The 25,434-nt window shown below is 47.4% G+C and carries 23 protein-coding genes, 2 tRNA genes, 1 rRNA gene and 1 pseudogene; 24 read left to right on the top strand and 3 right to left on the bottom strand.

Annotation, left to right across the window (positions count from 1 at the left end; translation table 11 throughout):
- Positions 1 to 378 precede the first annotated feature (378 nt).
- From rrf to ACFO8Q_RS05185, 6 genes are all read left to right on the top strand, one after another.
- Positions 379 to 493 (top strand): 5S ribosomal RNA (gene rrf, locus ACFO8Q_RS05210).
- Positions 494 to 528: 35 nt separating this feature from the next.
- Positions 529 to 617, top strand: a tRNA-Ser gene (locus ACFO8Q_RS05205).
- 3 nt (positions 618 to 620) lie between these two features.
- Positions 621 to 696: transfer RNA gene (locus ACFO8Q_RS05200), tRNA-Thr, on the top strand.
- 113 nt (positions 697 to 809) lie between these two features.
- A complete protein-coding gene (locus tag ACFO8Q_RS05195) occupies positions 810 to 1,079 on the top strand; it encodes a DUF3055 domain-containing protein (protein ID WP_380024675.1) in 270 nt (89 codons plus the stop codon).
- Positions 1,080 to 1,158: 79 nt separating this feature from the next.
- On the top strand, positions 1,159 to 2,070 hold the full coding sequence (locus tag ACFO8Q_RS05190) for an ATP-binding protein (protein ID WP_380024672.1): 912 nt from the start codon (positions 1,159 to 1,161) through the stop codon (positions 2,068 to 2,070).
- A gap of 33 nt (positions 2,071 to 2,103) precedes the next feature.
- Positions 2,104 to 3,993 (top strand): vWA domain-containing protein, encoded by a 1,890-nt coding sequence (locus ACFO8Q_RS05185; protein WP_380024671.1) that lies wholly within the window; start codon positions 2,104 to 2,106, stop codon positions 3,991 to 3,993.
- An 80-nt stretch (positions 3,994 to 4,073) separates the two neighbouring features.
- On the opposite strand, the gene ACFO8Q_RS05180 is transcribed toward ACFO8Q_RS05185, so the two are convergent.
- A complete protein-coding gene (locus ACFO8Q_RS05180) occupies positions 4,074 to 4,274 on the bottom strand; it encodes a hypothetical protein (protein ID WP_380024670.1) in 201 nt (66 codons plus the stop codon).
- Between the two features lie 214 nt (positions 4,275 to 4,488).
- Between ACFO8Q_RS05180 and ACFO8Q_RS05175 the strand changes: the two are divergent.
- Positions 4,489 to 4,840: pseudogene (locus tag ACFO8Q_RS05175) on the top strand (FAD-dependent oxidoreductase); the annotation flags it as partial.
- Positions 4,841 to 5,052: 212 nt separating this feature from the next.
- Positions 5,053 to 5,208, top strand: coding sequence for a hypothetical protein (locus ACFO8Q_RS05170; protein ID WP_380024669.1), 156 nt, complete (start codon positions 5,053 to 5,055; stop codon positions 5,206 to 5,208).
- An 83-nt stretch (positions 5,209 to 5,291) separates the two neighbouring features.
- On the opposite strand, the gene ACFO8Q_RS05165 is transcribed toward ACFO8Q_RS05170, so the two are convergent.
- On the bottom strand, positions 5,292 to 6,197 hold the full coding sequence (locus tag ACFO8Q_RS05165) for a LysR family transcriptional regulator (protein WP_380024668.1): 906 nt from the start codon (positions 6,195 to 6,197) through the stop codon (positions 5,292 to 5,294).
- A 185-nt stretch (positions 6,198 to 6,382) separates the two neighbouring features.
- Between ACFO8Q_RS05165 and gltB the strand changes: the two genes are divergently transcribed.
- From gltB to ACFO8Q_RS05145, 4 genes are all read left to right on the top strand, one after another.
- The gene (gene gltB, locus ACFO8Q_RS05160) at positions 6,383 to 10,984 is read left to right on the top strand and encodes a glutamate synthase large subunit (protein ID WP_380024667.1); all 4,602 of its coding nucleotides are present in this window, start codon (positions 6,383 to 6,385) and stop codon (positions 10,982 to 10,984) included.
- A gap of 132 nt (positions 10,985 to 11,116) precedes the next feature.
- Positions 11,117 to 11,914, top strand: a complete 798-nt coding sequence (locus ACFO8Q_RS05155) for a YheC/YheD family protein (protein ID WP_380024666.1) — start codon at positions 11,117 to 11,119, stop codon at positions 11,912 to 11,914.
- Between the two features lie 113 nt (positions 11,915 to 12,027).
- Positions 12,028 to 12,624, top strand: a complete 597-nt coding sequence (locus tag ACFO8Q_RS05150) for a TetR/AcrR family transcriptional regulator (protein WP_380024665.1) — start codon at positions 12,028 to 12,030, stop codon at positions 12,622 to 12,624.
- A gap of 123 nt (positions 12,625 to 12,747) precedes the next feature.
- Entirely contained in the window at positions 12,748 to 13,173 is a 426-nt protein-coding gene (locus ACFO8Q_RS05145) for a CBS domain-containing protein (RefSeq protein WP_380024664.1), read from the top strand.
- A gap of 82 nt (positions 13,174 to 13,255) precedes the next feature.
- Here the strand turns inward: ACFO8Q_RS05145 and ACFO8Q_RS05140 are convergent, their stop codons facing one another.
- Positions 13,256 to 13,426 (bottom strand): hypothetical protein, encoded by a 171-nt coding sequence (locus tag ACFO8Q_RS05140; protein ID WP_380024663.1) that lies wholly within the window; start codon positions 13,424 to 13,426, stop codon positions 13,256 to 13,258.
- 190 nt (positions 13,427 to 13,616) lie between these two features.
- Between ACFO8Q_RS05140 and ACFO8Q_RS05135 the strand changes: the two genes are divergently transcribed.
- The 12 genes from ACFO8Q_RS05135 (at position 13,617) to ACFO8Q_RS05080 (ending at position 25,433) form a co-directional block, all read left to right on the top strand.
- Positions 13,617 to 13,913, top strand: coding sequence for a thioredoxin family protein (locus ACFO8Q_RS05135; protein WP_380024662.1), 297 nt, complete (start codon positions 13,617 to 13,619; stop codon positions 13,911 to 13,913).
- 187 nt (positions 13,914 to 14,100) lie between these two features.
- Positions 14,101 to 14,301, top strand: a complete 201-nt coding sequence (locus ACFO8Q_RS05130) for a hypothetical protein (protein WP_380024661.1) — start codon at positions 14,101 to 14,103, stop codon at positions 14,299 to 14,301.
- 203 nt (positions 14,302 to 14,504) lie between these two features.
- Positions 14,505 to 14,660 (top strand): hypothetical protein, encoded by a 156-nt coding sequence (locus ACFO8Q_RS05125; RefSeq protein WP_380024660.1) that lies wholly within the window; start codon positions 14,505 to 14,507, stop codon positions 14,658 to 14,660.
- A 66-nt stretch (positions 14,661 to 14,726) separates the two neighbouring features.
- Positions 14,727 to 16,268, top strand: a complete 1,542-nt coding sequence (locus ACFO8Q_RS05120) for an extracellular solute-binding protein (RefSeq protein ID WP_380024659.1) — start codon at positions 14,727 to 14,729, stop codon at positions 16,266 to 16,268.
- A 116-nt stretch (positions 16,269 to 16,384) separates the two neighbouring features.
- Positions 16,385 to 17,323: a carbohydrate ABC transporter permease gene (locus ACFO8Q_RS05115; protein ID WP_380024658.1), complete on the top strand. Its 939-nt coding sequence runs from the start codon at positions 16,385 to 16,387 to the stop codon at positions 17,321 to 17,323.
- Positions 17,324 to 18,163 carry a carbohydrate ABC transporter permease gene (locus tag ACFO8Q_RS05110; protein ID WP_380024657.1) on the top strand — a complete coding sequence of 280 codons (840 nt, stop codon included), beginning with the start codon at positions 17,324 to 17,326 and terminating at the stop codon, positions 18,161 to 18,163. It begins immediately after the preceding gene.
- 29 nt (positions 18,164 to 18,192) lie between these two features.
- On the top strand, positions 18,193 to 19,290 hold the full coding sequence (locus ACFO8Q_RS05105; RefSeq protein ID WP_380024656.1) for an NAD(P)-dependent alcohol dehydrogenase: 1,098 nt from the start codon (positions 18,193 to 18,195) through the stop codon (positions 19,288 to 19,290).
- An 18-nt stretch (positions 19,291 to 19,308) separates the two neighbouring features.
- On the top strand, positions 19,309 to 20,355 hold the full coding sequence (locus ACFO8Q_RS05100; protein ID WP_380024655.1) for a zinc-dependent alcohol dehydrogenase family protein: 1,047 nt from the start codon (positions 19,309 to 19,311) through the stop codon (positions 20,353 to 20,355).
- Positions 20,356 to 20,448: 93 nt separating this feature from the next.
- The gene (locus ACFO8Q_RS05095; protein ID WP_380024654.1) at positions 20,449 to 21,411 is read left to right on the top strand and encodes a PfkB family carbohydrate kinase; all 963 of its coding nucleotides are present in this window, start codon (positions 20,449 to 20,451) and stop codon (positions 21,409 to 21,411) included.
- A gap of 25 nt (positions 21,412 to 21,436) precedes the next feature.
- On the top strand, positions 21,437 to 21,673 hold the full coding sequence (locus ACFO8Q_RS05090; protein ID WP_380024653.1) for a phosphoheptose isomerase family protein: 237 nt from the start codon (positions 21,437 to 21,439) through the stop codon (positions 21,671 to 21,673).
- 11 nt (positions 21,674 to 21,684) lie between these two features.
- Entirely contained in the window at positions 21,685 to 23,199 is a 1,515-nt protein-coding gene (gene xylB / locus ACFO8Q_RS05085; protein ID WP_380024652.1) for a xylulokinase, read from the top strand.
- Positions 23,200 to 23,300: 101 nt separating this feature from the next.
- Positions 23,301 to 25,433 carry a BglG family transcription antiterminator gene (locus ACFO8Q_RS05080; protein ID WP_380024651.1) on the top strand — a complete coding sequence of 711 codons (2,133 nt, stop codon included), beginning with the start codon at positions 23,301 to 23,303 and terminating at the stop codon, positions 25,431 to 25,433.
- The last annotated feature ends 1 nt before the right edge of the window (position 25,434 follow it).

The raw sequence follows: 25,434 nt of genomic DNA, 5'->3' as shown, positions 1-25,434 counted from the left end.
TACTAATCGATCGAGGGCTTAATCTAACAAACACCCCAAAAAGTGACGATAAGCTGCGAAGCTTATTCCGGGTACTTTTCGGGTGCCCCGGAAAGTAATCTGGGGAAGTTGATTCCCATGCGCACCTCATATTCGCATCCGGTTTTCAGGGAGCAAACAGGAATAAGGGTGTTTCGGGGACTTAAAGATTCCATCCCGAAAAAAGCAAAATAAGGGTCTGAAAGCCCCTTAAAGTTGCTGAAAGCCTCTTAAAGTGGTTGTTGAAAGTCCTTTGAAGGCTCTGCAAGTCCTGAAGGGTCTGTAATTCCCTGATGAGGTCTGCAAGCCCTTGTGGGTCTGACGGATGGATGGAAGCAAGTCGTACAACATCCCTGCATGTCTGGTGACAATGGCGGAGAGGACACACCCGTTCCCATCCCGAACACGGAAGTTAAGCTCTCCAGCGCCGATGGTACTTGGGCACGAGCCCTGGGAGAGTAGGTCGTTGCTAGGCGGTTTTATTTTTTGGTATAATGGAATAGCGTTTACGGAGGGATACCGAAGTGGTCATAACGGGGCGGTCTTGAAAACCGTTAGGGTGCAAGCCCACGGGGGTTCGAATCCCTCTCCCTCCGCCACATGCCAGCGTAGCTCAGCAGGTAGAGCAACTGACTTGTAATCAGTAGGTCGCGGGTTCGATTCCTGTCGCTGGCTCCACATATCAAACACCCTCTTGTGAATCGTTCAGATGTTTCTGAATCGAACATAAGAGGGTGTTTTTTATGATATAATGACCCTGCTGATTCTAGGCGGGATTTGGAGTGAAGAAGATGGCAGACCCGATTGTTATGTACGATGAAATTGAAAAAACGGAAACCCGGTACGTCGGCTTCGTGGGAGAACACGCACGATTTGATTTAATGCTTACTACAACCGCCCACTTTTACGGAAAAAAAGTGGTGACCTGTCTGCAGACAAATCGCACAGCGATTCTTAACCAGAAGGACGCGGCCAATCTAATGTACCTGGCGGAAGCGTTTGCTTTGAAATCGGAAGAAGAAGCCGAAGAATTGTCTGAATTTCTGCTTGCAAATCTGTAAGTCCCGCGCCCCTTTGGTATATGTTGCCGAAGGGGTACTTTTTAAGGGTACTTTTTAACGATCTATCTGGAGGAACAATATGACCGACAATTCGCTACTCAATCAACTGCATACTCTTGGCGTTGATCCCTATATCCTTGATGAACTGCAACGTTTCCGAACGCGGAGACAGCAGAATCTATCCCCGGAAGATCAACTGCTGATCGGGCGAATGGGGTATATCCCTCCCCATGCGTCCGTGCTTGCAGACGCAATCATTGCGCTTTTCTTAGGGAAAAATGTACTTTTAAAGGGACCTACGGGTGCCGGAAAAACAAAGCTGGCGGAGTACCTCTCTTATTTGTTCGGACAACCGCTCCATTCCGTTAATTGCTCTGTCGATTTGGACGCGGAGGCTTTGCTTGGATTTAAAACCTTGGTTCAGGAAAAAGGAAAACCTGTCGTTGAATTCCTGCCAGGCCCGATCATAAAAGCGATGAAAAGCGGTCACTTTCTCTATATCGATGAAATTAACATGGCGAAACCGGAAACACTTCCGATTCTTAACGGGGTTTTTGATTATCGGCGAATGATTACCAATCCGTTCACAGGGGAAGTTGTACGCTCGAAAGAGGGATTCGGGGTCATTACTGCGATTAATGTGGGGTATGTAGGTACGGTTCCTTTGAACGAAGCATTAAAAAATCGGTTTGTGGTGATCGACGTTCCGTATTTGCAGGGAGAGAGGTTAAAACAACTTTTGCGCGACCAATCCCGTTTAAAAGATGAGCGACTGATCGAGCTGTTTGTTCAATTATCCGCCGATTTGCTTGCCCAGGTACAAAATGGTCAACTGCCGGACGAGGCGGCTTCCATTCGGGGATTGTTAGACGCTTGTGATCTGACGGTCTATCTCCCTCCGATGCGGGCTATTCAGAGAGCCATTATTGACAAGCTGGACGATGAGCGTGAACAGGCGGCAGTCCGAAACATCGCCGAAACTTTATTTTAAAGCTAGGTTGTTACGGGGAAGGGAGCTTTACTTGTGGACTCTTTTTTGCGCATGCAGCTTTTGGATTTGGCACGGACCCTTACAAGAAAAGATTCGTTGCAATTGGAGCTTTCTTATCATTCCCATTTTGATTCTGTCAGCAACAAAGTTACAGTAAGCCAATTTTGGAGTGATTTTCCCGAACCGGATCGCGTTTCCGGTTGTAAAAGCGATGTGTATCTCCGAAGTATCGGAAGTGCATGGTTTTCAAGTTCTACTGCAATTGAGGATTTTATGAAAAGAATCGAAACCATCCCGCTTCCGAGTTTTGCGAGACAACTTTTTGCTTTAGGGGAAGATATCCGTTTGGAACAAATCTGTACAAGGGTACGCCCGGGAACCGCCAAAATTTTTGCTGTACGGAAAAGACTGTATAGCGCTTACTTCACGAATCAAATTCGGATGCATGTACGGTCTCAAGATCTTGCAGATGCTTTTTTCTGCGCCGTCTACCTATCGCTCGCGACCGGGATTAACAATGAGCTGCTGCAGGAGCATTTACGTGAGTTGTTAGATCAACTGGAACCTGACCTGGATCGGTTGAAAAACGCGAAGTCAACGGATGAAGTGGCTGATTCTAGTTTGGATGTTATAGAAGCCGTCACCGAGGTCATAAAGAAGGACATGAGCCGTTCCTATTTTTCCATCCAACCGGCTAATGGGGTTATCGAACCTCTCCCCCAGGATGCGGACAGGCAAGATTTTGACGAATCATTGGAACGTTCGAAAAAGCTTGAGAATGAGGAAACGAACGCTTCTGATGAGAACCCGCATACTCAAAAGGAAGAGATGCCTGCCTGGCACCGGGAAACAGGAGAACAACCACAGAACATGCTTCAATTTGAACTGGAACACGGAACACGAACGGATATCGTCGGGGATACAATCCGTGAAACGGACCCGGGGGATCAGGCGTTGGCATTGGTACAAGGTGTCACCCGATTTTCTAGCCGAAATGAGTTTTCAAAAGAAGAGGAACTGAATAAACGATTAGCGGAATTAACCCTGGGCGGACAGGGGAGTCTCGGAATTTTTAATGAGAAGGCACGTCCTGTCTGGAAGACGGCCGAACCAGTAAGCGAGGCTGACTTTACGTACTATCAGCAGATGAAGGAACGAATCGGTCCGCTGCAGCGAAAATTAACCCGAACAATTCAACTCAGTCTGGAACTGAAAAAAACCGCGGCAAGATCCAATCTGCCATACGGTCGCTTAAGCAAAAATCTCGTCCGTGTAGTAACTGACAAAAATCCGCGGCTTTTTTATAAGAAAAGCAATCCCACCAATCGGATTGATGCGGCTTTCGCTCTCCTGGTGGACTGTTCGGCTTCGATGTTTGATAAAATGCAGGGGACACAATTGGGGATCACACTCTTTCACGAGACACTCCGGTATTTACAAATTCCGCATGCCGTAATCGGTTTCTGGGAGGATTCTCAGAATGCGGACCCGAATGACTATCCGAACATTTTTCATGTGATCCTTGATTTTGCTTCTTCATTGTCGGGATCTGCCGGCCCGAAGATTTTGCAATTGGAACCCCAACAGGACAACCGCGATGGATTTGCCATCCGCATCGTGTCAAACTATTTGCGGAATCGATCCGAGAAAAATCGGGTCTTACTCGTATTCTCGGATGGGGAACCGGCAGCTGCCGATTATCATGAAAATGGGATTCTGGACACCTACCAAGCCGTACTGGAGGCCAGACGTCAGTCGATTGATGTCATCGGTGTTTACCTTGCAAATGATGAGGTGTCCGAAGAAGAACGTCAGATGATGCGCAATATCTACGGCCATTCGAGTGTGATTGTACCGCAAGTCGAACAATTGACAGAGCATTTGACACCTGTTCTGCGAAAACTTTTGTTTAAAGGGATCTAGCGTTACAGGAAGCAGAAAACGAGGTCTTATGACCTCGTCCTAAAAAAGTACGTCATATTTTTGTTTCTTCTGTTATATGTTTATACAGTATCGGATCCGTTTTTTTGACGAGTTCGCGAACGCGAGCTCTCTTTTTTTTCTGATCTGTTCCCCTGCAAGAATAAAGTCATTCCCAAGAGTTTGATCTGGACTTTGACGTTGGTATAGGACTTGATAATAAACAGACCGGCCAACAGTAAGAAAGCGATCACGATGGCACCGAATACGATTGAATTTGACATGCCCTCCACACCTCCCCATCTGTTTTTAACTACATTTATAATGGTCCGTACTCTATTTTTATTTCTGAATTTATCGGGATATTACCGATATCTCCCAATACATCAAATTTCTATTTAAATCTTAATCTTTAGTAACAGGATTGTAACAAAAGTTGATAGAAGTAATTCAGGATATCCAAAAATGTATTTTTAAAATGGAGTGCAGGTGAGAGATATGTATGATTTTGCCGTTATCGGCGGGGGGATTGTTAGGCTTTCTACCGCTTTGGCGCTGCATCAGCGGCATCCGAATGCCCGTATGGTGTTGGTGGAAAAAGAAGAGGGTTGGGCCAAACACCAGACAGGACGAAACAGTGGAGTCATTCACTCGGGAATTTATTATAAACCGGGGAGTTTCAAAGCAAAATTTGCTCGGGAAGGTGCGCGTTCCATGATCAGATTCTGAAGAACATGGAATTCAACATGAAATTTGCGGCAAAGTGATTGTGGCAACCCAACCGGAAGAGCTTCCTTTGTTGGGTAACCTTTATGAACGTGGGATCGCCAACGGATTGGAGATTCAAAGGAAGAGGACTTGGAGCCTGCACCATCCGGTGTTCGCGCCTAGGCATTGAAGCCGGATGGCAGCTTGGTCGACGATTTTCATATTGTATCTGCTGATTGATCAATCTCATCCGGTATTTCAAAAGGTGCTGCGCATGAATAGTGGTCTTTGTGGTGAGTTTAAAGGGAGGATCAATTCCAAGTTTTTCAAAACATGTTAGCAGGATGTGGGACAATGAGCGAGCCTTTCAAAAGGGGAGACCGGGTCGAATGGAAAGACTTTGGGGAAGGAACGATTGTAGGTTTGACTGAAACAGGTCATTTGAAAGTTGCATTTTCTGAAACCGAGACGTTCGAACTGACTTGGGACGAGCTTGAAAAAGCACAGTAGGAACCAAGACAAAATGAGCCGGAAGCCGGAAAAGATCGCCCTTTTTTTCTTCTGTTTCAGAGAAGAAGGCGATCTTTTTTCCATCACTGACTAAATCGGTTGAGGACGGCAAAGAAATCCTGCAGAAAATCGTAAAACAATTTTTCGGAAGGGGGAAGCTCGCGGTTGCTTGGAATGATTATACCTACGGTACGGGTAACATTCGGTTCGCTGATCGGGATCTTGACGGTGTCCCTTGGTTTGTTGTCGATAAGCGTGATTTCAGGCAAAAGAGTAACTCCCAATCCGGCAGCCACCAACCCCTTAATGGCATCGATGTCTTCCCCCTCGAAAGATACGTTCGGTTTAAATCCCATCTGTTGGCAGGCCTCCACCACAATGTTTCGAAGAACAAAACCGGGAGGAAAAAGTACAAATGAATCGGTTCGCAACTGATCCAGACGGATGGAAGAACGGTCCGCCAGAACGTGATTCGAAGGAAGCAGGGCTACGATTTTTTCCAAGAAAAAAATCCGCCCTTTGATTTCACTGATGTTTGTTGGCACGGGACCAATAAAAGCGAGATTAATTTCTCCTTTAATAACTGAATCGATTAGATTTTTAAATGAACCCTGACGCAGTTGAAAACCAACGTTCGGATACTTCTCCCGAAATGCCGAGATAACCATCGGGAGTGTGTGTGCCGCCAGACTGGTAGGAAATCCGACTCGAATCGTACCTTTTTCCGGATCGAGGAATTCATCGATTTCCTGCTTTGCTTTTTCGATCTCGTTTATGGCAATTTCCATATGTTCCAGAAAAATTTGCCCCTCCGGAGTCAATCTTACGTTCCGTCCTTCCCTCACAAACAACTGAACCCCCAATTCGGATTCCAGGTTCGCGATCTGTCGGCTGATTGCTGACTGGGCTACGTGTAACGCGTCGGCCGCCTCTGTAAAGTGTTCTCTTTTCGCTACTTCTATAAAATACTTAATCTGTCTTAACTCCATAAAATACCCCTCAATTTCATTCGATCTCACTTTGAGATTGTTTTTATCTAAATTATATATTGTTAATATGGATTATCCAATCTAAAATAAGTAAAAACCCGCAATTCTGCGGTTGTCGTTCGGAATTTCCCGCGTAGAACGCGCATTCCAAATAAAGAGAGAAATCAGCACAAGGAGAGGGTATTATGACTGTAACAAGAATGCCAAGGAAACAAGGGCTTTATGATCCTATATTTGAACATGATGCTTGTGGTATCGGCTTTATCGCCAATCTGAAAGGGAAAGCCTCCCACGAGATTGTGCAGCAAGGGCTTAAAATGCTTTGCCATCTCGAACACCGCGGAGGGCAGGGAAGCGATCCGGAGACCGGTGATGGAGCCGGAATCATGGTTCAAATCCCGCATGAATTTTTCAAAAAGTCCTGCAACGAGCTGAACATTCAGCTGCCTGAAGCCGGAAAATATGGCGTTGGGATGATCTTTTTTCCGCTGGATTCGACTCTGCGGGCCGAATACGAAAAGCAATTGGAAGCGATCATTGAGGACGAAGGTCAAAAACTGTTGGGCTGGCGGACTGTTCCGACTGATGATACCAAGATTGGTAAAACCGCGAAAGCAAGCCAACCGTTTATTCGCCAGGTATTTATTGCGGCAAGCGATAATGTAAAAGACCAAATGGCCTTTGAACGCAAATTATATGTCATTCGCAAGCAAATTGAAAGAGCAGCCGGTCAAAATCTGTATGTTGTCAGCATGTCGACGCGTACGATTGTTTACAAAGGGTTGTTGACCCCGGGGCAGATGGATGCGTTTTATCTGGATTTGCAAAATCCGGAATTTACATCGACTCTTTCCGTTGTGCACTCGCGGTTCAGCACAAACACTTTCCCGACTTGGGAACGGGCTCATCCGTATCGCTATCTGATTCACAATGGAGAAATCAACACCCTTCAAGGCAATATCAACTGGAATCTGGCTCGCGAAAAGATGTTCGAATCCGATGCGTTCGGTGATGATATCAAGAAAGTGCTGCCGATCATCGATATGGAGGGCAGCGATTCGGCGATCTTGGATAACTGCTTTGAGTTTTTCGCTTTATCCGGACGTTCACTCCCTCATGTGGCGATGATGATGATTCCGGAACCATGGGATCAAGACGACCGCATGAGCGATACGAAAAAAGCGTTTTATGAGTACCACAGCTGCTTGATGGAGCCGTGGGACGGACCGACCGCGATCTCTTTTACAGACGGCAAACAAATTGGAGCCATCTTGGATCGCAACGGACTTCGTCCAGCCCGTTATTATGTAACATCCGATGATACCATCATTTTCTCTTCTGAAGTTGGCGTGTTGGAAGTACCAGAAGAAAAAGTGCTCTATAAGGGACGTTTAAGCCCGGGCCGGATGCTGCTGGTGGATCTCGAAGAAGGTTGCATCATTGCTGATGAAGAGATTAAAGAACGAATTGCAAGCGAACAACCGTATCGCGAGTGGCTGGATAACAATCTGGTTTCGGTCGAGAACCTGCCGGAAGCAGAGCAAGCTCCGGAATTGGACAGCAAAACGCTTCTGCAGCTGCAAAAAGCGTTTGGTTATACGCAGGAAGAATTGACCAGGAGTCTGGCGCCGATGGTGACTGAGGGGAAAGACCCGATCGGTTCCATGGGTATCGATACGCCTTTGGCTGTTCTGTCCAACAGACCGCAGCTGTTGTACAACTATTTTAAGCAATCCTTTGCTCAGGTTACAAATCCGCCGATTGACGCGCTACGTGAATCGTGTGTGACTTCCACGCAGACCACGCTTGGGTCGGAAGGCAATTTGCTGAAGCCGGATGCGATGAACTGTCGAAAAATTCGTTTGGATATGCCAATTATTTCAGATGGCGAGCTGGCGAAAATCCGTCAGAATCCGTATCCGGAATTCAAGTCTGCAACTTTGCCCATCTTGTTTAAAGCGCTGAATGGAGAACAGCAGCTTGAATCGGCTCTTGATGAACTGTTTGCAGCAGCGGATCAAGCGATTGAATCAGGACATACGCTTCTGGTCCTTTCCGACCGAGGGGTGAATCAAGAGTGGGCGGCAATTCCGGCACTTCTCGCGGTAAGCGGGCTTCATCATCATTTGGTGCGGCAGGGGACCCGCACAAAGGTAAGTCTGATTGTGGAGTCGGGTGAACCTCGTGACGTCCATCAATTCGCGATGTTGATCGGATATGGTGCCGATGCGATCAATCCTTATTTGGCCATTGCATCTCTGAAAGAAATGACCAAAGGAAACGCTTTGACCAATGTGACACACGAAGAAGCCGTTCGGACTTATATCAAAACAGCAACAGAAGGCGTCGTAAAAGTGATGTCGAAGATGGGGATCTCTACGGTTCAGAGTTACCGTGGTGCACAAATCTTCGAAGCCGTTGGGATTGACCAATCTGTCATCGACCGATATTTTACGCGTACGTCTTCCCAAATCGGTGGAATTCAACTCGATGTGATCGCGAAAGAATCGCTTATGCGTCATGAAAAGGCGTATAGCCCGGACCACATCGAAGAAGCTTTGGAAGCCGGCAGCGATTTTCAATTCCGCCGGGACGGCGAGCATCATGCGTTTAATCCGAAAACGGTTCATGCTCTTCAGAAGGCATGTCGTGAAGGGGATTATGAACAATATAAGCTCTACTCCAAATTGGCTAATGAAGAACAGTCCACTTTCCTGCGGCACTTACTGGATTTCAAATCGGATCGTAGTCCTGTGCTGATTGAAGAGGTGGAATCCGTAGAATCAATTGTTCGTCGCTTTAAAACCGGTGCGATGTCTTTCGGTTCATTGAGTAAAGAAGCACACGAGACGTTGGCAATCGCAATGAACCGCCTTGGCGGCAAGAGCAACAGCGGAGAGGGCGGAGAAGACTCCAAGCGGTTTGTTCCGGATGCAAACGGAGATTTCCGCCGCAGTGCGATCAAACAGGTAGCTTCTGGACGCTTTGGGGTTTCCAGCCATTATCTGGTGAATGCTGATGAGATCCAGATTAAGATGGCTCAAGGAGCAAAACCGGGAGAAGGCGGCCAACTGCCCGGAAACAAAGTGTATCCTTGGATCGCGGAAGTTCGCGGATCAACTCCTGGAGTTGGATTGATTTCACCGCCGCCACACCATGACATTTATTCGATCGAAGATCTTGCACAATTGATTCATGACCTGAAAAATGCTAACCCTAACGCAAGAATCAGTGTGAAGCTGGTGTCGAAAGCAGGAGTTGGAACAATTGCGGCAGGTGTGGCGAAGGGTCTCGCGGATCTGATTGTCATCAGCGGACACGATGGAGGAACCGGTGCTTCTCCGCGCTCCAGTATCAAACATGCCGGTCTTCCTTGGGAATTGGGATTGGCTGAAACCCATCAAACTCTGCTGCTCAACCAGCTGCGCGACCGCGTGGTTCTGGAAACAGACGGTAAAATGATGAGTGGCCGAGACGTAGTATTTGCTGCCCTGCTAGGTGCCGAAGAATACGGATTCGCTACTGCTCCACTCATTTCTGTAGGTTGTGTGATGGCGCGCGTTTGTCATCTCGATACGTGCCCGGTAGGTGTGGCTACTCAAAATCCGGATCTGCGTAAGAAGTTTAAAGGCGATCCGCAGCATGCTGAGAATTTCATGCGCTTCGTAGCACAGGAAGTGCGAGAAATTATGGCTGAGCTGGGCTTCCGAACAATTCAAGAAATGATCGGACGAACCGATGTATTGACAGTCAGTGAGAAGGCGAAATCTCATTGGAAGGCAAAACATCTCGATCTGTCCCCACTTCTGTATCAACCGGAAGTACCGGAAGGAACAGGCAGATTTTATCAACGGCCACAGGATCACAAATTGGATCAGACACTTGACCGTCAACAAATCCTTAAGCTCTGCGAACCGGCTCTTGACAACAAGCAGCCAGTCCAAGCAACCCTTCCGATCTCCAATATCAATCGGGTTACGGGTACAATCCTCGGCAGCGAGGTTACCAAGCGATATGGGGCAGAAGGCCTGCCTGAAGATACGATTCGTCTGCATTTCAAAGGATCGGCCGGTCAGAGCTTTGGAGCGTTCGTTCCGAAAGGCATCACCCTCACATTGGAAGGGGATGCAAATGACTATATCGGAAAAGGTCTCTCCGGAGGGAAAATTGCGGTGTATCCGCCGGAACAGTCCACATTTGTGCCGAAAGAAAATATTATTATCGGTAACGTAGCTTTCTATGGAGCGACTGCAGGCGAGGCTTACATTCGCGGAATTGCCGGTGAACGTTTCTGCGTCCGAAACAGTGGTCTGCATACGGTTGTTGAAGGCGTGGGAGATCATGGATGTGAGTACATGACCGGAGGACGTGTTGTCATCCTCGGTTCCGTCGGCAAAAACTTTGCTGCCGGAATGTCCGGTGGGGTTGCGTATGTGCTCGCTGAGGATGCGAAGAAATTCGCGGAACTCTGCAACCAGGAAATGGTACTGCTGGAAACGTTAAGCGATGAGCAGGAATTAGCAGAAGTGAAGCTCCTGATTGAAAAACACGTTCAATACACCTCCAGCCAGCATGCGCAAGAAATTCTGGACCAATGGGATGTCATGGCCACGAAGTTTGTAAAAGTCATTCCGAAAGACTACAAACGGATGCTGGAATCGATTGAACAAATGGAAAAATCGGGACTCAGTCGAGAAGAAGCGGTTATGGCCTCTTTTAACTTGAATAAAGAGAAAGGTGTCAAGAAAGACACCGGCAAGAAAGATCCGCAACCAATTCTTTCTTAAAAGAGATAAACAGGAAAATGATAGGAGTGTGAAGAGGCCACCATTTTGGTGGCCTGTTCTTTTCTGTCACCCACACACCTTTCCGCGATTTCCTACATAGATTACTCGGAGAATGGAGACGCGTGTTAGGAAGTGATCAGATGGCAAACCCTAAACGGCGCCCTGAGATGGGGAAGTGGGGATGGTGGAAGTTTTTTACGACAGACCGCTTCTTCCTTTCTTATTTGCCCCCCGACTGCAGTATTAACTGCCTCGTCTCTTAAAAAGTTTGTGACGAAGTATAAAGCGGCCTATATCAAGCCGAATGGCAAACACCGCGGTGAGGGAATCATTAAGGTTTGGAAAACGTCCGCTGGCTACGCGTTTGTTAGGGAGCAGGGGGAACCTCTCGTGTTTTCATCATTGGTATCCCTATATCGAACGATTCGAAAGGAAACTCCGAAAACGAAATATGTCATCCAAAAGGCAATTGATCTTGCCGAGGTCGAGGGACGTCCTCACGACTTCCGGATCATGATGATGAGAGACACACAGCGGCAATGGAGATACGTTGGAATGTTAGCGAGGGTAGCTCACAAGGACTGTGTGATCACGAATGCGAAACGGGAACACGGAAAAGTTATCAACGCAGAGACTGCTCTAAAACAGTCTTTTGAAGACGCGGATGTGGAGAAACTAAAACAACAAATGATTCAATTGAGTTATCAGATTTGCAGGAGATTGGATCATTACCAGTATTATTGGAAAGCTGGCGTGGATCTCGCCTTTGATAAAAAGGGAAAATTGTGGATGATCGAAGCCAACACATGGCCCGGAGTCACTGCTTTCAGAAAACTGCCGGATCAATCGACGTACAGGAAGATTCGGGCAATGGCTGCAGCTTATCGCAGGAGGCGTCGAGTGAAGATACCAAGTAAGGCCCTTCCTTGAGAAGGGCCTTACTTCTTGAAATTTTCGAAAGAAAGCCCTATTATAGAAATGGACCGAATGGTCTTGAATTTTAATTGAAATTGATCAAACATAAATCAAAGAGGAAATGGACAATGCGCAAAGGTGAACGAACAAGAGTGATGATTCTGGAAAAGGCAGCAGGTTTGCTCAATCGACAAGGTTACTTGTCCACTCCTATCTCTGAAATCATGCAGGAGACTGGTTTGGAAAAAGGCGGAATTTATAATCATTTTACCAGCAAAGAAGAACTTGCCATTCAGGCTTTTCATCATTCGGTCAATACGATGAGGCAGCACTTCGCCAAAGCTTATCAAAATAAGACAAGCTCTGTAGATCGCTTATTTGCTGTTATGGACGTGTTTCGTGAACTAGGTGACAATCCTCCACTTCCCGGTGGGTGTCCACTAATGAATGCGGCCATTGAGTCAGATGATGCACACCCTGTTTTATCGAGTGAGGTTCGCCAAGCAATGGCTCAACTTTACAATATGATGAAAAAAACAGTGTTGCAGGGAATTCAAGAAAAGGAACTATCGGATAAGGCGGATGCAGACGCTGTTGCTACTGTACTCATTTCCACTTTAGAAGGCGCCTTGATGATGACTAAGCTCTATAAGGATTCGATCTATATGGAACGGGCAATTGACCACCTGAAGACGTATATTGAATCGTTGCGAGTACCAGTATGACTCTCCGTGGGGAAATCGCTCACGGAGCGTAAAATTTCGCGAGCCGGATAAATAAACCTTATCAGGAATTAGAAACCGGTTCTTTTGGGGAAGTTATGAGTAACCTGACAAGGAGGCGTTTTGATGAAACTGAAGGAACTCATGACAGACAATGTTCATTGCTGCAGTCCAAGGGATACGGTCTCTGAAGCTGCCAAAATGATGCGGGGCATAAACGTAGGCATTATTCCGGTATGTGAAGGGGAGCAATTAATCGGAGTCATTACAGACCGTGACATTGTTCTTAATGTTGTCGCGGAAGGAAAAGACGCCAACCGGGTTCTGATCGAAAACTGTATGTCGAGTACTGTGGTAACGAGCCATCCCGAAATGGATGCTCATGAAGCTGCAGAATTGATGTCCGAGCATCAAGTTCGGAGACTGCCGGTTGTGGAGAAGGGACAACTCGTTGGCATTGTTTCGATCGGGGACCTCGCCACTGTAGGGATTCACGAAAATGAGGCCGGTCGCGCACTGTCCGAAATTTCAGTTCCCAGCCGTCCTCACTAAGAGAATGCCACTCACTCAAAAAATTTCTAAAAGAAACCCCTTGAAGTTTTAGCTCCAAGGGGTTTTGTTGTTTGTCTGCGGCTTACTGAACATGGATTTTGCGCTGGTTTTTCCGCTGCAGTTGCAGCTTATAGCCTTGAACGGAATAGGCGACTGTTTTGTCCTTGTTCAACTCCTGCACATACGCATGAACCTTCGCGAGTTGATCCTCAGATAGGTATTCCAAAGCTTGTCGAACATCCTGATATTTCATATTTATTCCCTCCTCAGTATCATATATAGCGTCATTTATTCCTCCGAAGCGTGTAAGATTTTCAAACTCCTGATGTCGCATTTTCATTTAATTGTTCCCATTCCGATTCTTGGACATTCACCATCCTTCGGGCAATCTCCGAAAAGTTTCATATTATATATCAAACTTTGAAAGCGGGGAGGCATCCAGGATGATTAAAGAGATCTTTAAGTACGAAGAATTAAAAGATGCTCAATCTGTTGTGCTCGTCTTCTACACTCCCAAGTGTTCTCCGTGCCAGGTTTTGTTGAATGAGGCAGAGCAAATTGAGCCAACCGGATTCGAAATTTTAAAAGTAAATGCAGAAAAGGCGAACGATCTGGTTTACAAATTTAGTATTTGGGTAGTCCCAACATTGATTGTCTTGAAAAACGGGAAAGAAGTAGGACGGATGCTCGGGGCAAGATCGAAGACTGAACTCGAAGAATTGATCCTAACAAAATTGTAAACGATATGGTACTATATTGTATATTGTAAATAATCTGTAGAAATGCCGTTGGTAAGGAGTTGACCCAATGAGTCTTGCAAAAAAACTTCAGTTGAAAACGGCGGATTCGATTTTAGTTGTAAATGCACCGTTTGAAATTCCGAAACAATAGGCGTTCCAGAAGGAATCGTAATAAAAGAGAATCTGAATGAATCTTATGATTTTGTGCATCTCTTTGTCAATAATAAAGATGAGCTCCAAAATCAAAACCGATATCAATCGGGATAAACTGTGGCAACTTGTGGATGGTACCGCCGGATACCGGCCCGTATCTCAAATTTCTATTGACGAGACCTGGTCAGCGTTACGTTTTCGGGAGAGCGATAAAGTAAACAGCAAGAAAAAATAACGGACAAAGACCCTGCGAGTAAAGTGCAGGGTCTTTGTCCGTTTAAAATGGAGTGTGTTAGATTCCGGTTCTTAAATCTTGTCACGTGTTCCATGTGACAAGAGTATGAGATCTTTGACTATGACTTGGACCCGGCAGCTACTATAATGAAAGCGTAATCATTTTTCTCTTCTTCGCTGAAAAGGAAAAGGGGGTCAAGGAATTTGAGTGAACCAAACATCACACCGGGTTCAAAAGTCTATCAACTTTTCAACTATGAGACGGTAGTTGTGGAAGGTAAAGAAGAGCGATTTATCATTACAATCAAAAAAGAGCCTCTTCCTTCTTCGGATTCAGGGCCCCGGGCCGAATGCGGATAATACGCATCGGTCCTTTTCTTTTCTGCGAAAAAACAAACCATTGAGGAAATTAAAGGGGGCAATCTGGTGAAAAAACAAACATTGATGAAAACGACCAGCTTAACTTTGGCAGGATCTCTTTTTCTGGCTGCATGCTCTTCCCAAACCACCCAAAACAACTCGAATAATCAAGGCGCTAAGGTGAATCCGGATAAGCTGGTGGACGCTCCGTTTGATGGGTGGGTAGAGGGGCTTCCTAAGATTCAGGCACCCGAAGGATTCGACTGGAAACAGTATGCAGGTACCGAGCTGACATTGATTTCCGAAAACACCCCACCGTCTTCGGCTCTTGCAGCCAACATCAAAAAATTTGAAGACGTAACCGGAATCAAAGTAAAGATCGAACAGAGTGATTTGAGTGTAGTAGTTGAAAAAGTCGGTCTTGACTTTAATGCGAAATCAGCGAAGAACCACATCGTTTACGCGGATCCGTATCAAATTCTGGCAAAGAATTCGACCCATTTTTTGGATTTGAACAAATTCAATAACGATCCGACTCTGCCGCATGTTCCTGGCGGTATGCAGGATTTCATCGAAAGCCAGCTGCAAGTGGATGGTTATATGGGAAGCAAGGACAAACTGTACACGCTTCCGTATGATGCTCCTACCATGGTTCTGGCATATCGAAAAGATGTAATTGAAAAGTATAAAGATCTCTTTATGAAAGAAAAAGGTTTTGATTGGACACCGGGACCAAACTTAACCTGGGAACAATACTATGAAATGGCAAAATGGATCAATGAAAAAGTGAAAGCCGGCGTGATTACGGAAGTCAAATACGGCACCGGTCACCAGGCGAAGCAATACGATTCCCTGATGTGTGACTTCAGCAACATTCTGGCCGCGTACGGTGGGGATTATTTTCAAGCCGAAAATCTTGGAAGCGTGGGAACGACCAAACCGGGTAAATCCTTGTTAACATCCCCTGAAGCGATTGAAGCTGCGAAGTTCTATCAAAAGCTGCTGAAAGAGGCTGCTCCGGGAAGTACCTCATGGGATTGGTCCGGTCTTGCAGAAGCATTTGCAGCGGGAGATATCGCACTGGCGCCTGAGTGGCATGAATTCTCCTCGATGTTCGAGAACCCTGAAAAATCGAAGGTTGCAGGTAAAGTAGGATGGGCGGTTCTTCCGAAAGGTCCAAAACGCAGTGCCCACATTTACGGGGGTACAGGCGTGGGAATTAGCAAATATGCAACTGAGAAAGAACAAAAAGCAGCCTGGTTGTTCCTGGTGTGGTCGACTTCTCCACAAGCTCAGTACATGATTTTGAAGTCGAAAGATGGCGGATCCACTCCGACTCGCCATTCCGTATACGGCTTGCCGGATGTAAAGAAGGGAATGGAACCGGGAACTGCTGAATCCAAACAAATGCCAAATCTTCTTGCTATGAAAGCGACTCTGGAAGCTTGGAAAACGGAAAACGTCTACATGCGTCCGAAGATCCCGCAATGGCCGCAAGTTGATACATTTGTCTTCACCGAGCTTTCGAAAATGTTGGCCGGCAAACAATCTCCGGAAGACACAATGAAGGAGATTGCCAAGAAGAGCGACGACGCAACCGGTAACTAACGGAAAATCGTCTTCCGAACATAACCGATGATGGGATGGGTGCACAAGGTTGGAATCGTTCCTTCCATACTTGTGCATCCGTTTCAAAAAAACATGAATCGAAAGGAGCGATGTCAATGAGCGCGAATCCGAACATCTTTGACAGCAAGCCGGATGTGTACACGAAGACATCGGCCGCTGCAACACGAAAATTTGGAAATCGCCGGAATAAAACTGAGTTTTGGATGCTCTTGCCGTCCATGATTATACTCGCGATCATTAGCATTTTTCCTTTCATCTACCTTATCTATGCCAGCTTTATGGATTACGCTTTATCAATTGATGAGCCTGCTTTCAATAACATACAAAACTGGCTTCGCGTTTTCAAAAGCGAAACATTCTGGGGTTCATGGGGTAGAACAGGAATATTTGCGATGAGCGGATTGGCGTTAGAACTTCTCCTTGGTGTAGGACTCGCTTTACTGATTTACTACCTTCCCAAGGGGAGAAACCTGATCGTTACGCTTTGGATGCTTCCGTTATTTGTAGCTCCTGTTGTGACGGGACTTTTGGGAAGATTTATGCTCAATTCTACTTACGGACTTTATGCATGGTTTTTGCAGTTGCTAGGAATCAATACCGAAATATTCGGCAATGTCTCCACGGCCATGCCGGCCATTATTCTGATGGATGTTTGGGAGTGGACTCCTTTAATAACGATTATAGTGTTGGCAGGTCTGCAGTCGATGCCGGAAGAGCCGCTTGAAGCGGCGGAAGTGGATGGGGCCGATTTTTTGCAAAAATTGCGCTACATCATTTTACCTTTGGTTTACCAGACCATTTTAGTCGCGCTTCTGATTCGGTCAATGGATATTCTTCGATTTGTGGACACGATCAAGATTACGACCGAGGGCGGACCTGCAGATTCTACGAAAACAATCGGGTACTACCTGCTTGAAGTGGCATTCCGTTTTCAAGATTTCGGAACGGCGGCAGCACTTGGTTTAACCATGTTATTTGTAACCATCTGGTTGGGCAAGGCGTTCGTGAAATTAATGACGAAGGGAGAATCGTAAATGGCCGCAAAACGTCACCTGAAAAAGACAGCCGGATCTGTCGTTCTCTACAGTCTTGTGGGTATTGCATTGATCTGGGCGCTTCTCCCGATCGTTTGGATGATCCTATCATCACTTAAAACGGAAGCCGGAATGTTTTCCATGCCGCCGAAGTTTGTGTTTACACCTACGTTTGACACCTATGCACAGATGTTTTCCGACAGGGGCAATTTTTCCGGTTTTCTGGCAAACAGCATGATTGCTTCTGTTTTGTCGACCCTGATTTCTCTCGTACTTGGGACACTCGGCGGATTTGCACTCGCCCGGGGGAACTTCAAGAAAGAAAAACAAATTTCGTTCTGGATTATCAGCACCCGGATGGCCCCGATTGCGGCGGTGATTTTACCCCTTTACCTGATGTTCGCCAAGCTGGGTTTAATTGGAACCATGGCCGGATTGATTTTTGCTTACACAACATTTAACTTGCCGTTTGCGCTCTGGATGATGATGACGTTCTTTAAAGAGATTCCGATCGCGCTTGAGGAAGCAGCCATGATTGACGGATGCAGCAAATTTCAGGCTTTCTGGCGGATCGCGCTTCCTCCAGCGGCACCAGGCCTTGTCGCGACTGGAATCCTTTGCTTGATGTTCTCATGGAACGATTTTGCGTTTGCTTCTGTTTTTTCAGGTAACGGAACGCAAACCGTACCGGTAGCTGCTTCCCTGTTGATCACACAGCAAGGGATAGCTTGGGGGCAGGCAATGGCCACAGGTACAGTAATTATCACACCCATGTTGATTGCCGGGTTGGCAGTGCGCAAGTACTTGGTTCGCGGTTTATCAATGGGTGCAGTGAAATAGGTGGATGACAAAAAGAGGAGGCAGGCAAAATGAGCACTCTGCAAACAAATGAATCGGCAGCACAAATCACCGATCTGCCAAGCAAAATGAAAGCGGCGGTGATGAAGGCACCGTTCGTCATTGCAATCGAAGAAGTTCCCGTTCCGGAGGTAGGGCCTGAAGAGGTGCTTGTAAAAGTGATGGCGGTCGGAGTGTGCGGTTCGGATATCCATTATTACGAACACGGACGGATTGGCCGGTATGTGGTCGAGAAGCCGATCATACTCGGGCATGAGTGTTCGGGTATTGTGGCAGCTGTCGGTCAGAATGTGACCCGATTCAAGATTGGGGATCGGGTAGCTGTTGAACCGGGTGTCACATGCGGACGCTGCGATGCATGTAAGAAAGGGCGCTACAACCTTTGTCCGGATGTCCAATTTTTGGCGACCCCGCCCGTCGACGGAGCGTTTGTCCAATATATCAAGCATCGCGAAGACTTTTTGTTTCCGATCCCTGATCATCTTTCCTTCGAAGAAGCCGCGCTGAATGAACCTTTCTCCGTTGGTATACATGCAGCAAAACGTGCAGGTGTGCAGCCCGGATCGATCGTAGCCATTATGGGAATGGGACCGGTTGGACTGATGGCTGTAGTGGCTGTTAAAGCGTTTGGGGCCCGTCAAATTATTGTGACAGACTTGGAACCGATCCGACTGGAAGCGGCAAAAAAACTGGGAGCCACTCACGTAATCAAAGTACGAGATGTGGATCCGGTCGAAGAGGTTAAGCGATTAACAGCTGGTATTGGTGTGGATGTCGCGTTTGAAACGGCAGGAAACCCAAAGGCTTTGCAATCCGCTTTGGCATCCGTTCGAAGAGGCGGAAAACTGTCGATTGTCGGACTTCCTCCACAAGACGAGATTCCGTTGAGCGTCCCTATGATCGCTGATAATGAGATCGACATTTATGGAATCTTCCGCTATGCGAACACTTATCCGCAGGGAATCGCCTTCTTGGCATCCGGTCTTTCGGACGTCAAGACTTTAATCACGGACAGATATTCTCTCGAGCAGACTCATGAAGCTTTGGAACGGGCTCGCACGAACAAAAGCGGAAGTTTGAAAGTGATGGTTTACCCGAACGGACTATAGAAATAGGAGGGAACAGTTGTGGCACAGACACTGACTGGAGTAGAAACGATGAAGGCCGCTTTTTACAAAGATCCTCACAAGATGAGCGTTGAAGAAATTCCCTATCCCGAGCCGGGGCCGGGAGAAGTCACAGTGAAAGTGGCCTGCTGCGGAATCTGTGGAACGGATTACCATATTCTCGAAGGCGATTTTATCTCTCCGTATCCTCTGATTGGCGGACACGAGTTTTCCGGGACCGTTCACTCCATTGGAGAAGGAGTATCGGGATGGTCAGGCGGTGAGCGGGTTGCGGTGGACCCGTCTGTCTATTGCGGTGAATGCTACCACTGCCGAAACAACCAGTTTAACCACTGCAAAAACTGGAACGCAATCGGTGTAACGCTAAACGGAGCATTTGCGGAATATGTTAAAGTTCCCGCGAAAAACTTGTACCGGCTGCCTGATCATGTATCGTTTGAGGAAGGGGCACTGATTGAACCGTTATCCTGTGTCGCTTACGGACTGAACCGGGTAGAAGCCAGGTTCGGTGAGAAAGCGGTGATCTTTGGAGGGGGCCCGATGGGGCTCATGCTGCTGCAGGCAATCAAGACGAGCGGGGTATCGGAAGTGATTCTCGTCGATATTGCAGAACAAAAGCTGGAACTGGCACGGCAATTTGGAGCGACCGCCGTTTATCGAAATGATGAGTCCTTGGATTCACATATTGGCCCTGGAAAATACCCGAACGGTTTTGATATTGTGGTGGATGCCACAGGCATACCGAAAGTGATTGAAGGGATGTTCCGTTTTGCCGGTCCCCGCGCCCGAATTCTGCAGTTTGGGGTGGCACCCCGGGATTCAAAAATTTCAATCAATCCGTTTGATATCTATCATAAAGACTGGAAGTACCTTGGATCTATGGCACTGATGTTCAACTTCTACCAGGCATTTTTCGCCATTGAACAAAAGCGGGTAGACATCGGATCGTTGGTGACCCGGAAAATAGGACTGGACGAGTTTGCCGTTTACATGGCATCTCCAAAAGATCCCAAGGATTGCAAGGTACTGGTCTATCCCGGCCGCTAACCGGACGGTTGAGCAATCGCAGGAAGAAAAAGGGGCAGGAAGGTACGGGCTAAAGCCTAACACTTCTCCTGTCTTTCTATTAGGAGGTTCAAAATGATTGTCTGTCTCGGAGAGGCCCTAATCGATATGATTGCGATGGAATCGGGCAAGTCGTTGGAAGAAACGGAACGGTTTGAAGTGCGGCCGGGAGGGGCACCCGCCAATGTAGCTGTGGCGGTTGCCCGGTTAGGAGGACGGTCCGCATTCATTGGAAAAGTAGGCCAGGACAGCTTCGGCCGGAAACTTCAATCGGTGATGGCCGGATACGGAGTAAACATCGGCGGGATGGTCGAAACAGACACGGCAAAGACTGCCTTGGCATTCGTTTCTTTGCGCAAGGATGGGGAGCGAGAGTTCAGTTTCTACAGGGATCCCGGGGCAGACATGCTGCTTCAGCCGGATGAAGTCAATGAACAGTTACTTGAGGAGGCCGCCGTATTTCATTTCGGTTCGATCAGTTTAGCTAGTGAACCGTCACGTTCCGCGACGATCCATGCATTAGAAGCAGCGAAGAAATCGAACGCGCTGATTTGTTACGATCCAAATTGGCGACCCTCACTGTGGCCCGGTCAGGAGGAAGCAAAAAAACGAATTCTATCCGTTGTTCAGAGTGTGGATCTCCTGAAGGTGAATCGGGAGGAACTGTTATTTTTGACCGGAAGAGAAGGATTGTCAGAAGCTGTCGAATTGTTTCACGAAATGGGAGTCCCGATGGTGCTGGTCACATTGGATCGGAAAGGCTGCTTTTATTCCTATTCCAATGGGAAGATCCGATACTCCGGCCAGGTCGAAGGAATTCCCGTGGAGGCTGTAGATACCACAGGGGCCGGTGATACGTTCGTTGGAGCGTTCCTTACCCGGTGGACAGAACAGAATCTGAACCTCGCCCATATTGAACAGGAAGAAATAGAGGAGACAATCCGATTCAGTGTTCAAGCAAGCTCGATCACAGTAACCAGGCGCGGTGCTATGGCCGCTATGCCGGATCGCAGGGAAGTGGAGGAAGCGACACTATGAGAATCAAATTTGTCGACTCGGTTTTATGAATAAACAAAAGGTTGTTAAACAGCAAATGTTGGAAGAATTGGCTTCTGTTTTCTATTCTATCGGCGACGCGGAGATTGAGGGTTTGGTAAATGAAATTGTCCGGGCGAAAAAAGTGTTTATTTATGGGCTGGGGCGCGAGCGATTGATGATGGAGATGGTTGTCATCTTGCTGAAGGAAAAGTTGAATCAAACGGAAGCGAATATGGAAAAACGACATACCAATCTGGAATAGGAGATGAGGTTTTGAGCCGGGAACTGTTAGTAGGGATCGACATTGGCACTCAGGGAACGAAAGCGATCGCAATTGACTTGGCGGGCGTGATTCAGGGAACCGGATACAGTTCTTATCAGTTCGAAGTTCCACAACCTGGCTGGTCGGAACAGCATCCCGATTTGTGGTGGAATGGGGTCATTGACGCTTTGACCCAGCTTTGGGAAAAAGGGATCCGGCCGCAGGATGTCCAGGGGATTGGAGCAGCGGGACAGATGCATAGTTCGGTGCTTTTGAGTGAGAAAAAAGAGGTTCTGGGGACCGCAATCCTCTGGAATGATGTCCGAACGGCGGTGGAGTGCCGGGAGATCGAATCCCTCGTGGGAGAAAAACGAATTTATGACATTACCCGGAACTCCGTTCTGCCGGGTTTTACAGCTCCGAAACTGCTTTGGATTCGAAAACATCAACCGGAAAGATATGAACGGATTCGCCATGTGCTGCTCCCAAAAGACTATATTGTTTTCAGATTAAGCGGTGAACTGTCGGGGGACGTATCTGATGCAAGCGGTACTGGTCTTTTCAACGTTGCTGATCGACAATGGGCCGATGACGTGATCCGGGAACTTGGAATTCCCCGTACATGGATGCCGGAAGTACATGAAAGTTCCACCGTAGTAGGGTATGTGACCGGTGAGGCAGCAAAAGTCACTGGGCTGAAAAAAGGAACACCCATCGTCGCCGGAGCTGGAGACAATGCGGCAGCAGCACTCGGAAACGGGATTTTTAAAGAAGGAACAGGTCTTGTCAGTGTAGGGACATCAGGGATTGTTCTTATGCCGCTGCAGCGGATTCCGGATGTTTCAGACATGGACCCGGATTTAAAGACGCTTCATATGTTTTGCCACTGTTTGCCAGACACCTGGCACGCGATGGGGGTTACTCTCTCGGCCGGAATGTCGCTTCGCTGGCTTAGGGACTCTTTTAAATTTGCTTCTTATGATCAGATGCTGGCAGGTACGGCTGAGATTGCACCAGGGGCCGAAGACTTGTTCTTTCTCCCCTACCTGAACGGAGAGCGTACTCCACATAATGATCCTAATGCGCGGGGAGTTTTTTTCGGTATGCATTTTGGCCACACGATGGAGCACTTTGTCAGGGCAGTGCTGGAGGGGGTGGCCTACAGCTTGCGTGACTGCCTTGAACTTATCAAGCGGCTGCAACCTCATTCGGAAATTAAAGAAATGTTCTTGACGGGAGGAGCAGTTAAAAGCCCTGAATGGAGTCAAATTCTTGCAGATGTCTTAACCTGCCGGTTAATCGGCTATGAAGAGCGGGAGGGTCCTGCTTTCGGGGCCGCTCTGCTTGCCGGGCTTGGCACAGGGATCTGGAAACAACCGCAGGAACTTCCCGGTCAATCTGGAGTGCCCCGGATTACGGAAGTGAATAGTGAAATCGCGGATCGGTATGATCGACTTTATCCCATCTACCGGGACCTCTACCCGTCGTTGCGACCGGTTTTCCAGACATTACATGCACGGAAATAGCAAGTTCGGTAGTATTTTTGTAGGAGAGCGGGAGAAATTTGGCGAAATAGATAAGCGTCATAGGATCGGTTTTTTGCAAATTACGAACAGGAGGGAACAAAGTGAAGGAACAACCGGCTATGAACTCCCGTCAAAAAGAGTTGCTTCGAACACTGTTGTTCGCCCCGGGTCCCGTTTTACTGCAAGAACTTGCAAATTCGGTTAAAGTCAGCATACGTACGGTCCAAAGGGAAATGGATGCTCTGGAATCGATTCTTCGACAATATGGGCTGGATCTGATAAAAAAAGCCGGATCCGGTCTTCAAATAAGCGGCACTGACCAGGATAAATACCGGCTTCAGGAGTCTTTGTCCGCTCCAGAGGAAGCTCCGGTATATACACCGGAGGAACGCCAACAGGGGTTGATACGTGATCTGCTTCTGTCACGAGAACCGGTTAAACTCTATGTATTCAGCAGAAAGTATGGGGTTACGGAAGCAACCATCAGCCATGATATGGACAGAATTGAGGGTTGGTTTAAAAATTTCGGTGTTCAACTGATTCGCAAACCCGGATTGGGCATCTACCTCGAAGGTACTGAACAACAGCTTAGAATGGCCGCTTCGAATGTCCTTAAACAAGGCATTACAGTAGAAGAGTGGCTGGAATTGTTTTCCTTATCCAATAGCGAAGACGGAATTTCATTCCCCCCCAATCATTTAAAAGAATTGGTTCGCAACCGCCTTTTGGAGTTCGTTCAGGTACCGGATATCCTTTCCGTTGAAAAGGCTGTCCGAGAAGTGATTCATCCAAAGGCGGACATTCAACTGACAGACAGGGAATATGTCAATCTGGTCGTACACCTTACGCTTGCGGTCGAAAGGGTGAGGCACGGCGAGTTGATTGAGGATAAGACATTTGATCCGCTGCCTGTCACGGAGACGAAAGAGTACGTAATGGCCCAACGGATTTCAGAGCTGTTGGAACAATATTTGAACATTTCGATCCCTGCTGTCGAAGTCGGTTATATCGCTTTGCATCTGCAAGGTGTTCGATGGAATCCTTATTCCTCCACGCAGTTGAACAATGATCCGGATGGACTGTTTTGGATGGATCTGGCCCAAAGCCTTGTGCGGGCGGCAGAACATCATTTGGGGGAGCGTCTGTCAGAAGATGAGGCGCTCTTAGAAGGACTCATCACCCATCTCGTGCCTGCCGTCAACCGAATCCAATTGGGGTTGCAGATTCATAACCCGATGCTGGATCAGATAAAAGAAAACTATTCCGAAGTGTTTGCGGCATGCAGGGAAGCGGCCGCCTATTTATCCCGCAAGACCGGTCATCGAATTCCCGAAGCGGAGGTCGGATATTTATCGATGCATGTAGGAGCGGCACTGCTGAGAAAGAAAGATGCGACCAACCGAAACTATAGCGCGATTGTTGTTTGTGCCAGCGGAATTGGAACCTCCCAATTTCTGGTCTCCCGATTAAAGAAAGAACTGCCTAACATCGAGATCAAAGCGGTAGTGTCAGTTTCAGGAATTAAGGATTGGTTGGAGTCTCATCATCCGATCGACTTGATTATTTCAACGGTGACTTTACCGTCCATGCCTTCCGAAAGGGTAGTGATCGTGACACCTTTTATCAATAATAAGGATCTGGCAATGATCAGGAATGTGATGGAACGGATTTCTTCCCCCCATGCCCAAGAATCTCAAGATAACCGTCCCTCATCCGTTATGCTTTCTGTTGCGAGATATGGAGAGGCTATGGTGCAAATCCTTCGCAATTTGGAGATAGCAGAGGAAGTCCGACCGGGATCGGAATTATTATTGACGTTGGTGGAAACGGTTAAAAAATCCGCGGCTGTGTCCGATGTCGAATCCCTGATTCGGGATCTGGAACAACGGGAGCGGTTGGGCAGTTTTATACTGGATGAATTGGCGATGGTTCACGCGAAAACAACGGGTGTAAAGGAATTGCTGACGGCTGTATTTCGTCTCCAGGCTCCTGTCCCATGGAAGGGAGCCGATGGACAATCCCAGCCGGTCCGAACGTTTCTGTTACTGGCAGCACCATTGACAGCCCCGAAAGAACACTTGGAGATGATCAGCGATATCAGTGCGGCACTGGTTGAGGAGCCATTTGTCGATGCCCTTGGCACAGCACCTGCAGAAGAACTTAGGAACATCTTGGAAGAGATCTTATCCGCCGGCTATTTTGACAAAACCGAACGGATTCTGAAGGACCAGTGAT

Origin of the sequence: Effusibacillus consociatus (assembly GCF_042652925.1) — a bacterium.
Classification (GTDB): Bacteria; Bacillota; Bacilli; order Tumebacillales; family Effusibacillaceae; genus Effusibacillus; species Effusibacillus consociatus.
Note: the sequence above shows the minus strand (reverse complement) of the source record. Positions and strands in the feature narration are given on the sequence as shown.

What these genes read in the sequence shown, in the direction of transcription:
- ACFO8Q_RS05195 (WP_380024675.1), top strand. Translation starts at nt 810, where the DNA reads ATGGCAGACCCGATTGTTATGTACGATGAAATTGAAAAAACGGAAACC.
- ACFO8Q_RS05190 (WP_380024672.1), top strand. Translation starts at nt 1,159, where the DNA reads ATGACCGACAATTCGCTACTCAATCAACTGCATACTCTTGGCGTTGAT.
- ACFO8Q_RS05180 (WP_380024670.1), bottom strand. Translation starts at nt 4,274, where the DNA reads ATGTCAAATTCAATCGTATTCGGTGCCATCGTGATCGCTTTCTTACTG.
- ACFO8Q_RS05170 (WP_380024669.1), top strand. Translation starts at nt 5,053, where the DNA reads ATGAGCGAGCCTTTCAAAAGGGGAGACCGGGTCGAATGGAAAGACTTT.
- ACFO8Q_RS05165 (WP_380024668.1), bottom strand. Translation starts at nt 6,197, where the DNA reads ATGGAGTTAAGACAGATTAAGTATTTTATAGAAGTAGCGAAAAGAGAA.
- gltB (WP_380024667.1), top strand. Translation starts at nt 6,383, where the DNA reads ATGACTGTAACAAGAATGCCAAGGAAACAAGGGCTTTATGATCCTATA.
- ACFO8Q_RS05150 (WP_380024665.1), top strand. Translation starts at nt 12,028, where the DNA reads ATGCGCAAAGGTGAACGAACAAGAGTGATGATTCTGGAAAAGGCAGCA.
- ACFO8Q_RS05145 (WP_380024664.1), top strand. Translation starts at nt 12,748, where the DNA reads ATGAAACTGAAGGAACTCATGACAGACAATGTTCATTGCTGCAGTCCA.
- ACFO8Q_RS05140 (WP_380024663.1), bottom strand. Translation starts at nt 13,426, where the DNA reads ATGAAATATCAGGATGTTCGACAAGCTTTGGAATACCTATCTGAGGAT.
- ACFO8Q_RS05135 (WP_380024662.1), top strand. Translation starts at nt 13,617, where the DNA reads ATGATTAAAGAGATCTTTAAGTACGAAGAATTAAAAGATGCTCAATCT.
- ACFO8Q_RS05130 (WP_380024661.1), top strand. Translation starts at nt 14,101, where the DNA reads ATGAATCTTATGATTTTGTGCATCTCTTTGTCAATAATAAAGATGAGC.
- ACFO8Q_RS05115 (WP_380024658.1), top strand. Translation starts at nt 16,385, where the DNA reads ATGAGCGCGAATCCGAACATCTTTGACAGCAAGCCGGATGTGTACACG.
- ACFO8Q_RS05110 (WP_380024657.1), top strand. Translation starts at nt 17,324, where the DNA reads ATGGCCGCAAAACGTCACCTGAAAAAGACAGCCGGATCTGTCGTTCTC.
- ACFO8Q_RS05105 (WP_380024656.1), top strand. Translation starts at nt 18,193, where the DNA reads ATGAGCACTCTGCAAACAAATGAATCGGCAGCACAAATCACCGATCTG.
- ACFO8Q_RS05095 (WP_380024654.1), top strand. Translation starts at nt 20,449, where the DNA reads ATGATTGTCTGTCTCGGAGAGGCCCTAATCGATATGATTGCGATGGAA.
- ACFO8Q_RS05090 (WP_380024653.1), top strand. Translation starts at nt 21,437, where the DNA reads ATGAATAAACAAAAGGTTGTTAAACAGCAAATGTTGGAAGAATTGGCT.